General features: G+C 44.0%; 13 protein-coding genes and 1 tRNA gene. 9 read left to right on the plus strand and 5 right to left on the minus strand.

What is annotated here, in order from left to right; translation table 11 throughout:
- Positions 1-529: 529 nt before the first annotated feature.
- A tRNA-Gly gene (locus ACT3QQ_RS12045) sits at positions 530-604 on the minus strand.
- Between the two features lie 259 nt (positions 605-863).
- Between ACT3QQ_RS12045 and ACT3QQ_RS12050 the strand changes: the two genes are divergently transcribed.
- The 3 genes from ACT3QQ_RS12050 to ACT3QQ_RS12060 all read left to right on the plus strand — a co-directional run bounded on the left by ACT3QQ_RS12050 (position 864) and on the right by ACT3QQ_RS12060 (position 5,133).
- Positions 864-2,534 (plus strand): alpha-keto acid decarboxylase family protein, encoded by a 1,671-nt coding sequence (locus tag ACT3QQ_RS12050; RefSeq protein WP_444528203.1) that lies wholly within the window; start codon positions 864-866, stop codon positions 2,532-2,534.
- Positions 2,535-2,724: 190 nt separating this feature from the next.
- The gene (locus ACT3QQ_RS12055; RefSeq protein WP_444521441.1) at positions 2,725-3,060 is read left to right on the plus strand and encodes a GlpM family protein; all 336 of its coding nucleotides are present in this window, start codon (positions 2,725-2,727) and stop codon (positions 3,058-3,060) included.
- A 279-nt stretch (positions 3,061-3,339) separates the two neighbouring features.
- Entirely contained in the window at positions 3,340-5,133 is a 1,794-nt protein-coding gene (locus ACT3QQ_RS12060; RefSeq protein WP_444528204.1) for a potassium/proton antiporter, read from the plus strand.
- Between the two features lie 35 nt (positions 5,134-5,168).
- Here ACT3QQ_RS12060 and ACT3QQ_RS12065 read toward each other — a convergent pair whose 3' ends face one another.
- Positions 5,169-6,071 carry a LysR family transcriptional regulator gene (locus ACT3QQ_RS12065; RefSeq protein ID WP_444528205.1) on the minus strand — a complete coding sequence of 301 codons (903 nt, stop codon included), beginning with the start codon at positions 6,069-6,071 and terminating at the stop codon, positions 5,169-5,171.
- Positions 6,072-6,254: 183 nt separating this feature from the next.
- Here ACT3QQ_RS12065 and speB point away from each other — a divergent pair, with 183 nt between their 5' ends.
- The 6 genes from speB to ACT3QQ_RS12095 all read left to right on the plus strand — a co-directional run bounded on the left by speB (position 6,255) and on the right by ACT3QQ_RS12095 (position 14,872).
- Positions 6,255-7,223 carry an agmatinase gene (speB, locus tag ACT3QQ_RS12070; protein WP_444521438.1) on the plus strand — a complete coding sequence of 323 codons (969 nt, stop codon included), beginning with the start codon at positions 6,255-6,257 and terminating at the stop codon, positions 7,221-7,223.
- A gap of 140 nt (positions 7,224-7,363) precedes the next feature.
- Positions 7,364-9,085: a 5-guanidino-2-oxopentanoate decarboxylase gene (locus ACT3QQ_RS12075; protein WP_444528206.1), complete on the plus strand. Its 1,722-nt coding sequence runs from the start codon at positions 7,364-7,366 to the stop codon at positions 9,083-9,085.
- Between the two features lie 61 nt (positions 9,086-9,146).
- The gene (dld, locus tag ACT3QQ_RS12080) at positions 9,147-10,952 is read left to right on the plus strand and encodes a D-lactate dehydrogenase (RefSeq protein ID WP_444528207.1); all 1,806 of its coding nucleotides are present in this window, start codon (positions 9,147-9,149) and stop codon (positions 10,950-10,952) included.
- Positions 10,936-12,342, plus strand: a complete 1,407-nt coding sequence (locus tag ACT3QQ_RS12085) for a YjiH family protein (protein ID WP_444528208.1) — start codon at positions 10,936-10,938, stop codon at positions 12,340-12,342. Before dld ends, ACT3QQ_RS12085 begins: the two co-directional genes overlap by 17 nt.
- A 162-nt stretch (positions 12,343-12,504) precedes the next feature.
- Complete coding sequence (locus ACT3QQ_RS12090) at positions 12,505-14,043, plus strand: aldehyde dehydrogenase family protein (protein ID WP_444528209.1); 1,539 nt, start codon at positions 12,505-12,507, stop codon at positions 14,041-14,043.
- Between the two features lie 217 nt (positions 14,044-14,260).
- On the plus strand, positions 14,261-14,872 hold the full coding sequence (locus ACT3QQ_RS12095; protein WP_444528210.1) for a TetR/AcrR family transcriptional regulator: 612 nt from the start codon (positions 14,261-14,263) through the stop codon (positions 14,870-14,872).
- A 57-nt stretch (positions 14,873-14,929) separates the two neighbouring features.
- Here ACT3QQ_RS12095 and ACT3QQ_RS12100 read toward each other — a convergent pair whose 3' ends face one another.
- The 3 genes from ACT3QQ_RS12100 to ACT3QQ_RS12110 all read right to left on the minus strand — a co-directional run.
- Positions 14,930-15,556 carry a CDP-alcohol phosphatidyltransferase family protein gene (locus tag ACT3QQ_RS12100; RefSeq protein WP_444528211.1) on the minus strand — a complete coding sequence of 209 codons (627 nt, stop codon included), beginning with the start codon at positions 15,554-15,556 and terminating at the stop codon, positions 14,930-14,932.
- Positions 15,557-15,631: 75 nt separating this feature from the next.
- A complete protein-coding gene (locus ACT3QQ_RS12105) occupies positions 15,632-16,261 on the minus strand; it encodes an ATP-binding cassette domain-containing protein (protein ID WP_444528212.1) in 630 nt (209 codons plus the stop codon).
- A 47-nt stretch (positions 16,262-16,308) separates the two neighbouring features.
- The coding region (locus ACT3QQ_RS12110) for an ABC transporter permease (protein WP_444528213.1) at positions 16,309-17,514 on the minus strand (1,206 nt) is incomplete at its 5' end.

The raw sequence follows: 17,514 nt of genomic DNA on the forward strand, positions 1-17,514 counted from the left end.
GTTCGCTTGTCCTAAGTGCAGCAGGCGTGTAGGTGTGCTTTATTGTGCAGGGCTTTACGTCTGCAGGCATTGTATAGGGGCTAACTATCAAACACAGCTAATGCAGCCATGGCAGCGACCAGACGCACGCATACAGGCAATAAGAAAGCGTTTAGGGTGGCGTTATAGTATGTATCAACCCAAACCCAAAGGCATGCACAGAGCTACCCATAAACGGCTATTTATGGAATATATAGAAATAGAAGATAGTTATATCAGTAGGATAGAAATGATTGATAAGTTGGTGAAAGCAAAAAGCAATAGCTAAACTTTTAATTACGCGGCTGTAAAAATATGCATATGGCAGCGGTCATTACTAATAAAGAGCTAAACAATTACACCGCCCTATGGCCACCATTAAGCATAGGTAGCTATAAAAATGGCTACCAAACTGGCTACCATATATCAGGTAATTTAAGAAAACTATATTATAAACAATAACTTACGCACAAAAAAAAGCCTCACTGTTAAGTGAGGCTTTTTAAGTATTTGGAGCGGGAAAAGAGATTCGAACTCTCGACCCCAACCTTGGCAAGGTTATGCTCTACCACTGAGCTATTCCCGCTAATTATCAATTAACTATCGTCAGTTGATGAAGGCGTATTATACGCAGTTTTTTTAGGGTGTCAACACTTATGACGAAAAAAGTTGGAGTTATTAAAATAGGCATGTCTTCTGGCTATAGATGTATGTTATAACGGTTTATTATAATATGTATTCCAAAAGCTTTGAGTGCATAAATAAGCTGGGACGCACTTTATAATTTAATCTCAATTACATTCACAGTTATCAATACTTACAAAGATAAGTTACAAGGATAAAAAATGAGTCAACAATATACCATCGCTGATTATTTGTTTGATCGTGTCGCAGAAGCGGGTGCATCTGAGATATTTGGCGTACCTGGTGATTTCAATTTAACTTTTTTGGATAATATTCTCGCCTCTGAAAAGCTGCGCTGGGTGGGTAATACCAATGAGCTAAACGCTGGCTATGCTGCTGATGGCTATGCACGTGAGCGTGGGTTTGCCACTATGGTGACGACTTTTGGTGTAGGCGAGCTGTCAGCGATTAACGCAACCGCAGGTTCTTTTGCTGAGTATGCGCCTGTATTGCATATCGTAGGTGCGCCCAGCACAGCCTTACAAGACTCAAAGCGTCGTATTCACCATTCTCTTGGTGACGGCGTATTCAATCATTTCATTAAGATGGTTGAGCCAGTGACCGTGGCACGAGCGCAGATTACCCCTGAAAATGCTGCCTCAGAAATTGATAGAGTGATTCGTTTAATTCTCAAAAAGCATCGCCCAGGTTATCTGTTACTATCACCAGACGTCGCGCGTCAGCCCATCTATCCACCAACGACTAAGCTGATCGATAGCCAAGAAGATATTACCAGCCAAGCCGCATTATCAGACTTTAAACAAGCACTAACAGAGTTTTTGCCAAATAAGACCACCACACTAATGGCAGATTTGATGGTGCATCGTTTGGGGTTACAATCACAGCTCAAAGCATTGATCGCTGATACAGATATCCCTTATACCACGCTATCTTGGGGCAAGACGCTACTCGACGAAAATAGCAATCGTTGGGCAGGGACTTATGCGGGTGTTGCTTCGCGTCCAATTGTGAAAGATGCGGTAGAAAACTGCGAATGTCTCATCAAAGTAGGGGTGCAATATACTGACACCACCACCGCAGGATTTAGCCAAGATATTAATGAAGATGTGGTCGTAGATTTACATTATGAGCGCGCCTCTATCAGTGGTAAGAATTTTGCACCAATTGCACTAAAAGATGCGTTGCAAGCTTTGCATGAAGTGATGACCTCTGGCATTAATATCGTACCGAAACCTTTCTGTGAAGAAGTTAAGCCGTACGAACAAAAAGGTAAAGACAGTGAGTCTATTCGCCAAGATGACCTATGGCATATTATCGCTGACCGCTTAGATCACAATAACTTGGTATTTTCTGAACAAGGAACGGCCTATTTTGGTATCAGTGATGTGCGCCTGCCAGAAGGGGTGACGTCATATGGACAGCCAATGTGGGGGTCGATTGGTTACACGTTGCCTGCTAGCCTAGGCGCGGCGATTGCGTCACCAGATAAACGCAGTGTGTTATTGATTGGTGATGGTTCAGCATTGCTGACTGTGCAAGAGTTGGCAGTAATCATTCAAGAGCGTATCAACCCTGTGATCGTCTTAGTCAATAACGATGGCTATACGGTAGAGCGTGCAATTCATGGTGAGAACCAGTATTATAATGACATTCCTAAATGCGACTGGCAGATTATGCCACAAGCATTTGGCGCGACAGAAGAAAATAGCGTATTACTCAGAGCAGAGACAGCAGGTGAGCTAAAATCTGCTTTTGACAAAGCTGCTGAAACGACCGATAAGCTTGTGATGATTGAGGTAATTGCAGACAAGCATGATATACCGCCATTGCTAGCAGATATCAGCGCGGCGCTAAAACCAAAAAAAGACTAGGTAATTTGTAAAAGTCCGCTCAATAGAAACAACCAGCCCCATTTAGCACCATAGCTAGATGGGGTTTTTGTATTTTTTTATCATATAGGTTAATTAATCAGTGTTTGCTCTTATGTCAGTTTGCAGACTTTAGTATCATGGCGGATTGGGCTACGTTCAGCCTTTATACTCAACAGGAGATAGACCCGTCGTGATTTGGTTAAAAATGCTTATCGGCGCACTGATGGTACTGGCAATTCAATTATTTGCTCAAACCAGATTTTTTTATTTGGCCGCACTTGCGCCCTTATTTCCCACTTTTACGTTAATCAGTCACTTTATCGTTGGCACTGAGCGCAGTCCTGCTGATTTAAAAATCGCGCTGATATTTAGTATGCTTGGTGTCATACCGCATTTGATTTATACCTTTGTGGTGTTTTTTAGCATCAGTTATATGAGCTTATACAAGGCACTGCTATTAGGCGTGGTCGCTTGGACGATTGCGGCCGCTATTTTGGTACTGACATGGCAATACATTCAGGGCTAAGTATTACTAAGGCATAAATTCTTTCAGTATAGCCACAACATTTGATGAACTTTGCTTTAATGTTTGAGCGTTTTTACTTGAAGTGTTTTTTATTGATTTAGTATTGGCTACTAGTCCTAACGGTGATACTAATATCATCATAAATAATTGCCATTCATATTTTGAATAACGGCCGCTTATGATAGGCTCACTGGTGTAATATCTACTAACAGCAAGATAATGAAAACAATATCGCAATCAATTACGATTCTGAATAATAAAAAATAGGGCTCAAAAAAAATGGATACCTTGAATATCCTGTATCTGGTAGGCGCAGTATTAATCTTCGCCAGTATCATGGCGAGTACGTTATCGGCTCGCTTAGGCGTACCATTGTTATTGTTGTTTTTGATAGTGGGTATGTTGGCAGGTGAGCAGGGTATCTTGGGTATTGAGTTCTCTCAATATGCGCTGGCCAATTTCGTTGGGCAGGCCGCCTTAGCCTGTATCTTGCTAGATGGTGGTTTACGCACATCCTTCAAATCGTTCCGAGTAGGGCTAAAACCTGCAATTACCCTAGCCACGTGGGGTGTGTTAGTCACGGTCATGGTGCTAGGGGTATTTGTCACTTGGCTGCTCGATGTCGATTGGCGCTTTGGTTTGCTTATGGCAGCGATTGTCGGCTCAACCGATGCGGCAGCAGTATTTTCTCTATTACGTAATGGCGGCGTCAAGCTAAACGATCGTGTCCAAGCTACGCTTGAGCTAGAGTCTGGTGCCAACGATCCCTTAGCTATTTTACTAGTTACTGGTCTTATCGCTTTAAATGTTGACCCTGCTGGTCAGACAGTGTTCGGCTTTCTGGTTTTATTGCTACAACAGTTAAGCTTTGGGCTAGGCATGGGTTTATTGTTCGGTTATTTTTTATCCCGCTTATTGCCCAAAGTGCATTTAGCAGAAGGCATGTATGCCATTTTGATCCTCTCGGCTGGCTTGGCTGTATTCGCTGCGACCAATCTCATTGGCGGCAGTGGATTCTTGGCGGTATATCTCACTGGTGTATTGATCGGTAACCATAAGGTCCGCTCAACAGAGCATGTCATGCGAGTGATGGACAGCTTTGCTTGGTTGTCTCAGGCGGTACTGTTTGTGGTGCTAGGACTATTGGTCACTCCATCAAATGTACTCAATGTCTGGCATTATTCAGTTGCGATCGCACTCTTTATGATCTTTGTGGCGCGTCCTATTGCCGTCTATACCAGCGTCAAACCATTCAAATTTAAAGACAGAGAAATTGGGTTTATCTCTTGGGTCGGTTTGCGCGGAGCAGTGCCTATTACCTTGGCGATTTTACCCGTCATGGCTGGGATAGATAACGCATTTATGCTGTTTGATATTGCCTTTGGTGTCGTGGTTCTATCGTTGATTTTGCAAGGCACGACCATTCCTACAATGGCAAACCTGTTTAAAGTACGTATTCCAACGAATAAAGACCCCAAAGAAGAGCATGAGGTTTGGGTGTCAGATAAGGCCAGTATCACGCTGTATGAGTTTGAGGCAAAGTCAGGCGCATTTGCCATTGGGCGTCATCCGATGGGTATCTCTAAAGGTATCAACCCTGACGAAATCAGTGTCTTTGCGCTAGTGCGAAACCAACAAATCGTAGTGGTCGATGACAGCACAAAGCTAAAATTCGGCGATAGTGTCTGGTATGCCATGAGAGGCAATCACGCTAGCAAAATTGCCAAGATTTTTAATGACACAACACTAGATCGTAAAGCTATTGATGATTTCTATGGCGACTGGCTGTTATCACCTAGTGTGAAGCTTGGTGATTTGCCATTTTTTACAGGAATTATGGCGTCTGAAACACTGGTAAAAACATTCAAAACGTCCGATGAAGACAGCGCAAAAAATATGTGGGAGCAAACGGTAGCTGAGTATGTGAAGTCACATCTGGGTACCGCGCCAGTATCAGGCGATACCGTTGTGATAAGTGATGAATGGTCATTAGTTATTAAGGAAGTTGATGACAAAGGGAAGCTGAGAACCATCGGTCTAAAGTACGAAGAACCCGCAACAGGCACATCCTAGTGTCTATTACTTGTTAGGATATATGTGAGTTTGTTCTACAGTAGGTTCATCATTTTATTCAAAAAGTCAGCAATATGTTTGTGCTGATTCTGCCGATATGCCCAATGGTGCTCGACGGCATAACTGGCTTCTTCTCGCAGTAATATTTTCATCAAACCTTCTCTTTCATAGCGCATGGCTAGGTCACGAGGTAAATAACCAACATGGTGACCGGCAAGAATCAGCTGTGCGGTTGCTTCCATATGATAAGTGGTGGCACTTAATATTTTAGGACGTACGTGATGGATGCTGACATCCGTAATATAGCCACGCTTAATCCATGGGTAGTTTTGTTCTAAGTCTTCTAATGTCAATCCTTCTGCATTATAAAACAGCCGATGCTCACGTCCGCAGCATACCATTTGTCTTTCTACAAATGCTGGCTCAAAGGTCAGTAACGGTGGAAAACTGCCAAAATAACCAACGCCAATATCACTTTCGTTACTGAGCAGTTTTTCTAGCATGCTCTCAGGGCTTTGAACGTCGATAGAGAAGTGTATCAATGGGTTATTACGGTAGCTACTAGCAAGACGCTGTCTTAGTGCATCATAAAAAAACTTAGGCATTTGGTCGGTTAAGCACAGTCTAATATGTCCGCCATGAACGGAGTCTAGTTGCTGAATATAATGCAGCTGATGTTGAAAATTGGCGACTGATTCAGTAAAGGCGACGCAAGCCTCATAAACTGCTGCGCCATCCTCTGTCAGCTTAAATCCTGCGCGACCACGATGGCATAATGTCATGCCCAAACGATCTTCCAAATGCGTTAAATGACCACTAATCACTGAAGGTGTGACGTTGAGGCGTGTCTGAGCTGCTGTCACCCCTTTGCAGTCTACGATAGCCATAAAACTACGTAGGGTTTTTACGTCTATTTTTATCAATTCGTCTAATATCAAGAACCGTCCTCCAATAAATACGCTTTCCAACAAACTTCTGCTAATAACATATAAGTCTGCCTTACTACGAAAATTCAGAAGTTTACTTCTAAATTTTACCATGGTTCATGCTCTTATATTTATGTATTGTCAATGGTATGTAGCAAATTGTGTACTTTAATCAAATAAAGCAAGGAAGAATTTATGACATTCAATCAACCATTAAGTGGCAATGAAATGCCAAGATTTGGCGGTTTCGCTTCTATGATGCGCCTGCCAACTCAAGCCGATGCTGAAGGGCTAGATGTCGCGTTTGTTGGTGTCCCTTTAGATATTGGTGCATCTAACCGTAGCGGTGCAAGATTGGGCCCTAGACAGATTCGTGATGAGTCAAGAATGATTCGCCCTTATAACGTGGCCACTCGTGCTGCGCCTTTTGAGTCATTGCAAGTCGCTGATATCGGCGATGTCCCTATCAATACATTCAACCTGCTAAAAAGCGTTGATATCATCGAACAATTCTATACCGATAAAATCGTGAAACACGATGCCATTCCATTGACGCTAGGCGGCGATCACACTATCGCGCTACCTATCCTACGAGCACTTGCCAAGAAACATGGTCCTGTCGGTATGGTACATATCGATGCTCATGCTGATATCAATGATGATATGTTTGGCGAAAAAATCGCCCATGGCACACCATTTCGCCGTGCGGTTGAAGAGAATCTAATCGATGGTAATCGTGTGGTACAGATTGGATTGCGTGGAACAGGCTATAGCGCTGAAGAGTTTGACTGGTCAACAGAGCAGGGCTTTCGCGTGGTACCTGCTGAAGAGTGCTGGTACAAGTCACTAGCGCCATTGATGGCAGAAGTACGCGAAAAGCTAGGCGATGGCCCTGTCTACTTGAGCTTTGACATCGACGGTATCGATCCTGCGTTTGCCCCAGGTACGGGTACTGCTGAAATCGGTGGTCTGACCTCAACGCAAGGTATTGAAATTGTGCGTGGTATGCGTGGCCTAGACGTGGTCGGTGGTGATTTGGTCGAAGTATCACCACCTTATGATCCGTTTGGTAACACCTCTGTATTAGCTGCGAACTTACTGTTCGAAATGTTATGTATCTTGCCGGGTGTGCGTTATGACGACAAGGTGAAAGCAGTTTACTAATCGCCATCATTTTTACCTATATAATAAGCAACCTTTGTAGCTAGAAATTAGTAATTAATATGAAAGAAAAAATACAAAGGTTGTTTTGAGGTAGTGATAATTATTTGAATATTCAGCGAAATTTTTAGGATGACTAACTCATGACCCAATTGACGCAAACGTCTTCTGCATTATCAGAAACCACTTCTCTAACCTGTGGTGAGCTACTGGTACAGTGGCTAGAGTACTATGGGGTAGAGACTGTCTTTGGCATCCCTGGCGTACATACGGTAGAGCTTTATCGCGGCTTGCCTAGCACCAATATTCGTCATGTGACACCGCGTCATGAGCAGGGCGCTGGGTTTATGGCGGATGGCTACTACCGTGCTTCTGGTAAGGTTGGGGTTTGTTTTATTATCACAGGTCCCGGCATGACTAATATCATGACAGCGATAGCGCAAGCGCTGGCTGATTCGATACCGATGTTGGTCATCTCTAGTGTCAATAAAGTCAAAGATACGGGTAGTGGTGAAGGGCATTTGCATGAGTTGCATGATCAGCAGGGTATGGTCAGTAAGGTAGCCCTGACCAGCAAAACCATTTGGCAACCTGAGTCGCTACCGAAAGTGATTGCAGAAGCCTTTGCTTTATTTAATGGTGCGCGTCCGGGACCAGTACATATTCAGTTGCCTATCGATATCATCACCGCTGATGCCAGTCACGTTGCTAAGCCGCCTAATTTAAATACTGCCGCAACTCGCCAAGCCGATACAAATAGTTTGAGTCTACCACAAGTTACTAGACCACTGCCGAATTCTGCGCAATTAGACCTGATTGTACAGTCATTAAAAACCGCTAAAAATCCTGTAATACTTTATGGTGGCGGCTGCGTCGATGTCGATCACGATGCACAGCGATTGGCAGAGCTGATAGATGCGCCAACGTTTTTGACGATTAATGCTAAAGGTTTGCTGCCACCTGGTCATCCATTAAGTTTGGGTAGCAACCAGTCATTAGCCGCAGGTCGAGCCGTGATTACCGAAGCAGATTGGGTGCTAGCGATTGGTACTGAGCTTGGTGAGACTGACTACGATGTGTTCTTTAACGGTGAGTTTAAGATAAATGGTACGCTGGTACGTATCGACTGTGATGCCCAGCAACTGCAGCGTCCATTTAGAGCAGATATCGCGGTACTGTCCGATGCACAGATGGCGATTAGTGGTCTATGTAGCCGCTTAGAACATCAGACCTTCGATCATCAAGCACTGTCACGTGTCAATGAGGCAAAACAAGCCATCTTGCAGGATGTAACGACAGATTTTGCAGGTCAAAATGCATTATTAAAGCTGATCAGGGACGAGGTGAAAGGCGTCATATTTGTTGGTGATTCAACGCAACCTGTCTATAGCGGTAACCTTGGTCTTGAAGCTCTGACGACGCGTAAATGGTTTAATTCATCGACAGGTTTTGGCACGTTGGGTTATGGCTTGCCCGCTGCTATCGGAGCCATGGTTGGCTCAAACTTACCTGTCGTCAGCTTGATGGGTGATGGCGGTATTCAATTTACGATTGCCGAGCTCATCTGTGCAGCTGAGCTTGAGTTGCCATTAATTGTCTTATTATGGAATAACCAAGGCTACGGCGAGATTCGTCGTTATATGGAAGAGGGCGGTTTACCACTGATTGGTGTCAATATTAAAACGCCAAACTTTGAGCCACTAGCGGCAGGGTTTGGGGCTGGCTATCGCAGAATCACCGATAAGCAGCAACTATTAGCCGCATTAAAAACAGACACTAAAGGCAAACAGCCCATCATATATGAGATTGATGAAGCAGATGATTTTTTAAAGGAGATGGCTAAGACAGTCACTTACTTTAGCTAAGAGTGCTGATATTCATAACTTTATAAAGTGACAAACGCTGATTACGCAAGGAAGTACGTTCATGCCACCAAACGCTAAAAAATGGTCAGAAGACAGACACGAGCAAATATCGTGTTTGTTGACCGACCTTGCGGCTGTTGTTGGTACGAACAATCTATTAACAAAATCAAGCCAACAGCAATCCTATGTACAAGGTGCGATTGAAGCCATCACAGACGCCACCTTAGTAGTTGTGATACCGAATTCTCTAGTGGCACTATGGCGCGTTATTAATATCTGTGCGGCTGCCGATGTGATTATCATTGCTCAAGCGGCTAATACTGGCCTAACAGGCGGCTCAACTCCGAACGGAAACTATGATCGACCGCTAGTAGTGATTTCTATGCAGTCATTGGGCGGTGTGCATTTACTCAATGATGCAGCAGAGCTGGTTGCTTTGCCAGCCGCTACTTTGCAGCAATTAGAGTCTATCCTTGCGCCATTAGGGCGTGAGCCGCACTCAGTATTAGGCTCTAGTTGTGTTGGCGCGTCGGTGATTGGCGGTATTTGTAATAGCTCAGGCGGGATGCTAGTACAGCGTGGGCCTGCCTATACTGAGATGGCATTATTTGCTAGACGCAAGGCCTCAGGAGTGTTTGAGTTAATCAATCATTTGGGACTGGATTTGGGTTCGCATCCAGAAGAAATGCTAGAGAACTTGCAAGCTGGCACATTTAGCGAAGCCTCGAACAGCACAACTAGCATTCAAGCTTGCACCAACCATCATTATCAACACAAAGTTCGTGATTGTGAGGCAACGACACCTGCTCGATTTAACAATGATCCTAATGGTCTGTATGAAGCATCTGGTTCAGCGGGTAAAGTTATTGTATTTGCGGTGAGGGTAGCGACCTTTGCTAAACCAGAGCGAGAGCAAACGTTTTATATCTCGACTAATGATGCGGATACTTTAACCACACTCAGAACACAATGGTTAAAGAGTGAGCTCACGCTGCCTGTTTTGGCTGAGTATATGCATAGGGATTACAACGATATCACGATGCACTATGGTCGAGACACTTGTCTAAGTATGCGAAAGCTGCCTGCCAATAAAATAGGTGCGTTATATCGATTGCAGGCAAAGATTGGCTATTATTTGGATAAATGGCATCTGCCAAAGACGCTGCCAGATCGGATATTGCAACTATCATCGAAATTTATGCCACCGTCATTACCCGAATCGTTGAGTAGGCAAGCACTCTCATATAAATACCATTTGATTGTAAAAGTCGCAGATGGCGCCAATGGTATTGGCGGCAACAACAACATCACCGCTGCGCAGACATTTTTGCAAAACCATTTACAGCAGTATCAAGGTACGCTGCACGTATGTACAGCACCTGAATCACAGTCGCTATTGGTATTTCGCAGTGCTGCGACCGCTGCTATGTTTCGCTATTACGATTTAAGCCAAGATAAATTAAGCCAAGACAAATTTGGCGAGCTGTTATCGACTGATATTGCCTTACCTAGAAATGCTGTAGATTGGGACGAGACTTTACCTAATTCCTTACAAGAACAAGTCAGCAAAACTTTTTATTTAGGGCATTTCTTCTGTCATGTCATGCACCAAGACTATTTATTGAAACCTAATATCAATGCCAAGCAGTTCAAGGATGAGTTGCTTGCATTTTATGATCAACGTCATATCGAGTATCCAGCGGAGCACAATGTGGGGCATATGTATCCTGCTAAAGCTGAACTACATTATTTTTATAAAAAACTGGATCCAACCAATTCGCTAAATCCAGGTATTGGTCAGACAGAGAAATGGAAAAACTGGCAATCATCGCCCATTAAGGAGAAGTTAAATGACGAATGCTATTGATAAATCGCAGCAGCCGATTTTAGGGAATAATACTGTCGACCCTGAAACGCCGCAGGCAGGACAATGGCGCGCTGCCATGTGGAAATTTTTATTATTTTCAGCGTTGGGTATTGGGTTATTTATCATACCGTTCCAGTGGGATGGTAAAGTCACCATTTTATTGGGTGTATTGACCGATACGCTGCAGGCAGGGCTAGGTAGTTTTGTGGCTTATATCACCATGGCAATCGTGTCTGTATCCTTTGTCGGAGCTTTGGCTGTTAAGGTATTAAAGCCCAACCTAAAAGAAAATTCATTAGCAAAAAACCTCTTTGATGTCGATTGGTTTTGGTTGACCACGCGATTTTTGGGCATGCTATTTGTTTGGATGATTTATCTACAGGTCGGCCCTGAGTTTATTATCAATCGTAATACGGGCGGTGTCATTTTTGAAGATTTGATTCCCATTCTGATTCCATTATTTTTCTTTGCCATTCTGTCATTACCATTCTTGACTGATTTTGGTTTGATGGAGTTTTTGGGCACTTTAGCCAGTAAGATATTCATCAAGCTGTTTAAATTGCCAGGTCGTTCTGCTGTCGATGCCATGTCTTCTTGGTTTGGCGCTGCGTCTATCGGCCTGCTAGTCACCATGCAACAGTATGACAAGAGTTTCTATAGCCAGCGTGAAGCGTCTGTCATCGCCACCACCTTTTCAGTAACTTCTATCGCTTTTACCTACGTAGTGGCCAAAACCATCGGTGTAGACAATAACTTCGTTTACTTCTATTTGACTATTGCACTTACAGGATTCATCGCTGCGATCATCATGCCGCGTATACCGCCACTATCACTTAAACCTGATACATATCACGCTGGCAAGAGCATGCTGGACGAGGGTATCCCTGCACAGTACACCACTTATCAATGGGCACTCAATCGTGCTGTCACCCGCGCACACTCTATGCCCAGCCTAGGTTATGTGTTTAAGCGCAGCGTTGGTAATTTGTTTGATATCTATTTTGGATTGATCCCTGTTATTTTTGCTATCGGCACTATTGGTCTTGGTTTAGCAGAGTATACGCCAGTCTTTAACTGGTTAGCGACACCGCTGGTACCACTGCTTGAATGGTTACAGATTCCAGAGGCTGCAAAAGCAGCACCAGCCATGATTATGGGCTTTGCAGATATGTATTTACCAGCCTTGGTTGGTAAAAGTATTGAAAGTGAGATGACACGGTTTATCGTTGGTGCTTGCTCCATCACACAGATCATCTATATGTCTGAAGTTGGTGCGCTGATCTTGAAGTCAAACATTAAGTTAAATGTGCTAGAGCTGTTCATCATCTTTATGTTTCGTACACTTATTAGCTTGGTGGTTATTACATCAGTGGCGCACCTATTGTATTAACCATAAGACTGTATTAGCCGCAGATACAGGGCTAAAAAATATCTAGCCTAACAGTAAGATATAAATAATCGGTTTTTCTGTCATCAGATAAACCGATTATTTAATCGATAGTGTTAAATATACAAAGATAATTTTATTAAAAATATAAGGCGATTGACCATTATGGAAATACTGAAGTCTACAGACCTAACCAGAGAAACTGCCAGTCAAACTGCTCAAAATGAAGTTGTATTAAATGCCGCTTATATCAATGGTAACTGGGTCACGATTGAAGCGCCTGCACCTGACACTGGCATTGACACTGATAATGCAGGTTTTAATAAAACAAATAACCATGCTTTGTATGATCCAAACTCGGGTGAGGTGATCGTAACGACGCGCTTATGCACCAGTGTCCATGTAGCGCAGGCAGTCGAAGCAGCTGATGCAGCGTTTGCTAGCTGGTCGCAAACTGCTGTAAGCGAGCGTGCGCACTATTTAAATGCGATTGCAGAGGCTATGGAACAGCAGTTCGACAAATTGGTTGGACTATCTGTATTAAACAACGGCAAGCCAATTGAAGAAGCAAAAATAGACGTCGGTGATGCCATTGCCTGCTATCGTTACTATGCCAATCTCATCACAGATCAGGCAACATGGTCTGAGGTATCAACGCTTGAGTCGGGCATACGCTTACTAAAGACATATGCGCCAGTGGGTATTTGTGCGTTGATTACCCCTTGGAACTTCCCTATGGTAACAACTGCTTGGAAACTAGCACCTGCGCTAGCGGCAGGTTGTACCGTGCTACTAAAACCGTCTGAGGTGACATTATTACCAGAGCTCATGCTAGGTAATATCTTATCGGAAATAGATCTACCAAAAGGCGTGGTCAATATTTTACCGGGTGCGGCTGAAGTAGGCACTGCTATGACCAGTCATCCGCTGATTGATAAAGTCTCGTTTACGGGCAGTAATGTCGTTGGTGAAAAGGTCATGGTTCAGGCAGCAAAGGGTATCAAAGATATCAGCCTAGAGCTGGGTGGTAAGTCCGCTATTGTCGTATGTGCAGATGCTGATATTGATTACGCTTGTGATTTAATCATTGGCGGGATATTTACCAATGCAGGTCAGATATGCTCAGCCACTTCACGTTTGGTTGTACATCAAGATATCGCTGAACAGCTGTATGAGGCCTTAAAAATCAAAACGACAAATCTGCAAATTGGTGATGGTTTTGCGGCAGATACGCTACTAGGTCCATTAGTGAGCGATCAGCAATTGAACCAAGTCAAAAAATACTTCGATATTGCCACTGCTGAGAATCTTGCTTGTCTGACTGGTGGCGAGCTAGTTACTGGTTCAGGATATTTTGCTATGCCGACTGTCTATACCAATGTACCAACGACCAGCCAATTATGGATGGAGGAAGTATTTGGTCCTGTATTAGTCAGTACCACCTTTGCTGATGATGCAGAGGCTATTCGACTGGCCAACGATAGTAAATTTGCTCTAGCAGCGACCATCGTTAGTGCCGATGAAACTGCTGCACTTGAGATGGCGCTAAAAATTAAAGCAGGACATATCTGGATTAACGAGCAACAAATCGTACTGCCAGAGGCAGGATGGGGCGGATTTAAACAAAGTGGGATTGGCCGGGAGCTGGGTGGCGATGGTTTGTCCGCTTATCAGAAGAGCAAGCATGTGTTATTGACTGCTTGATTAATTAAATGGTCACTATCCCCTGTAGAGACCATTGACTAGCTATCAGCATGATTATTGAATGATTGTTGATAGCTAGCATTACGTTTGTTTACTAGAGCGTTTATTATATTAACTTTACTGTCGCACCCATTCAGGATAAAATTGAGCAATCATTCAAGTTTCAAAGCCGTGCCCATTCTTATATGAGGTCACGGCTTTTTAAATGGGGCACATTATGTCACGCACTGCACTTTACAACCGTCATGATGCCTTGGAGCGTGCGCTACAGCTTTTTTGGCAAAAAGGCTTTCATGCCACATCTTTAAAAGATATCGAGCAAGCACTTGATATGCGTCCAGGCAGTATCTATGCTGCTTTTGGTAATAAAGAAGGCCTGTTTCAAGAGTCACTAGAATATTATGCGCGTCTTGGTTTGACCGAGATTGAGCGTGTGTTGAGCCATCATGACACGCCTTTACTAGGCCTTGCTGCTTATGTTCGGCAGCTTGGCGGAATTCGTGATAAGGCATTACCAAGCCGAGCCTGTATGTTGGTTAAGAGCTTACTAGAGTTGGGTGCGCGTGAGCAGACAGCGTTAACCAAGGTAGAGATGCTGCTGTCAGGTATGGAGACACGTTTTATAGAGTGCTTTAGAGAGGCGCAGAATGTCGGAGAAATGGATAGGCAGTTTGATCCGGTTAGGCTTGGACGTCGACTACAAGCGGAAGTCATGGGCCTGCGTGCCTTTGCACAACGCAGCGTAGAAAGCTCAACCATACATGCTCTTGCTGAAGATATGGCCTTATCTATAGAGGCACTGCGCCTTTATGACTCAATAAACACTTAATAGCGTAATGGTCAGGTACTCAACACAGCGTATATTTGCAGTGTATACCTTGAGTTTTTACTTAGAAGATTCGAGCTGCTTGAGGGTATGATACCCCCCATATATGCGAGTGAAGATGGTGATAGCGCAGGCAGCAGCAAAGATACCAGCAAGTAACACAAAATGCTGCGGCCAAATACATAAAGCGACAAACAGAACAATAGTCTCGGTGCCTTCAGTCAGACCATTTAGATAATAAAAGCTTTTGTATTTGAACTGCGGCTTATCCAGATTGTATTTTTCAGCGGCAATCGCAAATGCCAAGAAGCTAGAACCTGTGCCAATAAATGCAGCCAGTAATATAGCCCCTGCAATGGCATTTTGTTCAGGATTTGCCAAAATAAAGCCAAGCGGTATGGCGGCATAAAATAAAAAGTCCAAGGTAATGTCTAAATAACCACCAGCGCTAGAGCTTTGCTGTGCGTAGCGAGCGAGTGCGCCATCAAGCCCATCAAAAACACGGTTCACCGCAATGGCGGCAAGCGCCCCATACCAAAACTCAAATGCGAGTAATGGCAATGCCAACATACCAATAAAAAACCCTACAATTGTCAGTTGATCTGGCGTGATACTGCGCTTATGTAGTACTGCAACGACAGTGTTCAGCATCGGTTTGATAACGGGCGTGATAAACTTATCTAACATGCGAGCTGCCTTTTGTGTTTTGCTTTTCTTGTTATTTTGACTGGGTGTTTGACTTCAATGTCTAAAACTATTGTCCTATCCTACATGAATAACTTTACCGTTGGCTGCCTCGGCATCGCTTTGGTCGTGCGTGACCATAATAGCAGGAAGTTTAAAGGTGCGAATCTGATCAAACACCAGTTGACGCGTATCGACTCTAAGTTGAGTATCTAGCTTGCTAAAAGGCTCATCTAGTAGTATCGCTTTTGGCTCACTGAGTAGCGTGCGCAGTAGGGCGATTCGTGCTTGCTGCCCACCTGATAAATTATCAGGATGGCGCTTACCCATACCAGCTAATCCAACTTGCTCTAGTGCCTGCTCAATTTTTTCTTGCCGCTGCTTCTTATTACCTTTTGGCATAGCAAAAGCAATATTACCTGCGACGGATAAGTGCGAAAACAGCAAGGGGTCTTGATACAACACGCCAATATGGCGTAGATGCGGCGGTAGGCTACAGACGTTTTCGTCATTTAACCACGCTTCACCAGTGGAGTGAAAGCCACTGGGCAAAGTGCCTGTGAGCCAATTTAAAAAGCTCGATTTGCCACTACCAGATGGGCCCATCACAGTGAGTATGTCACCACCAAAAATCTGCTCATCGATGCTCAGTAGGCACTTATCTTCTCGATATAGCGCTAAGTTTTTTATCTGTAAAGATGATGACATCAAAACCCCTTTATTTATATGGTCATTATTGGCTGGTTTAGAGCATATTAATGAGTGTTGTTTGCACCACTTCTAAAAATATATTTTGGCAGTAGGCTTGCTAGCATAAACCCAATCAGTGGTAGCAACATTTGAATAATGGCATACACTGCACTGGTGCGTCTACTGGCGCCGTTCGCGAGTGCCACCGCCTCTGTCGTAATGGTGGCGATACGTCCACCACCTGCCAACAATGTCGGCAAGTATTGACCAAAGCTTATCGCCAAACCCAGTGCGACGGCAATCAATATAGGTGTAAACAGCTGTGGTAGTTTTACCTGTAAAAACACTTTTAGTGGTGTGGCACCAAGGCTAGCAGCCACGCGAGCAAAGCGTGGATCTAAACGCCGATAGCTACTAGACAGTGATAAAAATACATATGGCAACACAAACAGTAAGTGCGTAAAGGCCACATTAAAAAACGCTGCTTGATTATTGGCCAGTTGCTGTAGCCAGACTAAGCCAAATAGAAACGCGATACTCGGCACCAATAAAGGTAAATAAATGATTAAGCTGGTAAAGCCAGAGAGTCGTTTCGCACTCAGTTGTTCCGCTTCTAAACACAGTAAAGTAAGCACAATAGCAAATGCAGTGCTGACAAGACCGATAGAGATGGTATTAAATAGAGGTGTACCCATTTGCATAAAAGCGCTTTGAAAATGCAATAGGACAAACTGCTCTGGAAGTGCTGCAGGGAAGCGCCAAAACCCAGCAACAGACCACATAGCCAGTCCAATAAGCGACATAAACATAAAGCCAATCACGATGACGGTCAAAGCGGCTGTGACTTTTTGCCATATCGCATCCGCATGATGGCGCGTGCCATTGATCAGCGAGCCACTACACATTACTTTTATCAGCTTTTCACCGCCTAGCCATAATGCGATTAGCCCAATGGTCAGAACAAGCTGTAATAGTGCACCTGCCGAGGCTTTGATACGCATGTTCAAATCGACATCATTGAACCACTGCATGATGGTAACGGCAAGCGTCGGCGGTGTGTTTGGCCCTAGGATAAGTGGCATCTCTACGCTGGCACTGGCATAGGCGAGTACCGCTAGAATAGGCAAACGTAGCAACGGATAGAGTAGGGGTAAGACGGCCTTAAAAAAGGCAGTTACGGGGTAATAACCCAGATTGATAGCCACTTTATATTGTTGACGTAGCTTTTTGCCGAGGTCTGGTTGTGCCAATGCACCTAGAGCAATTAATAA

Origin of the sequence: Psychrobacter sp. AOP7-A1-24, from assembly GCF_052376235.1 — a bacterium.
Taxonomy (GTDB): Bacteria; Pseudomonadota; Gammaproteobacteria; order Pseudomonadales; family Moraxellaceae; genus Psychrobacter.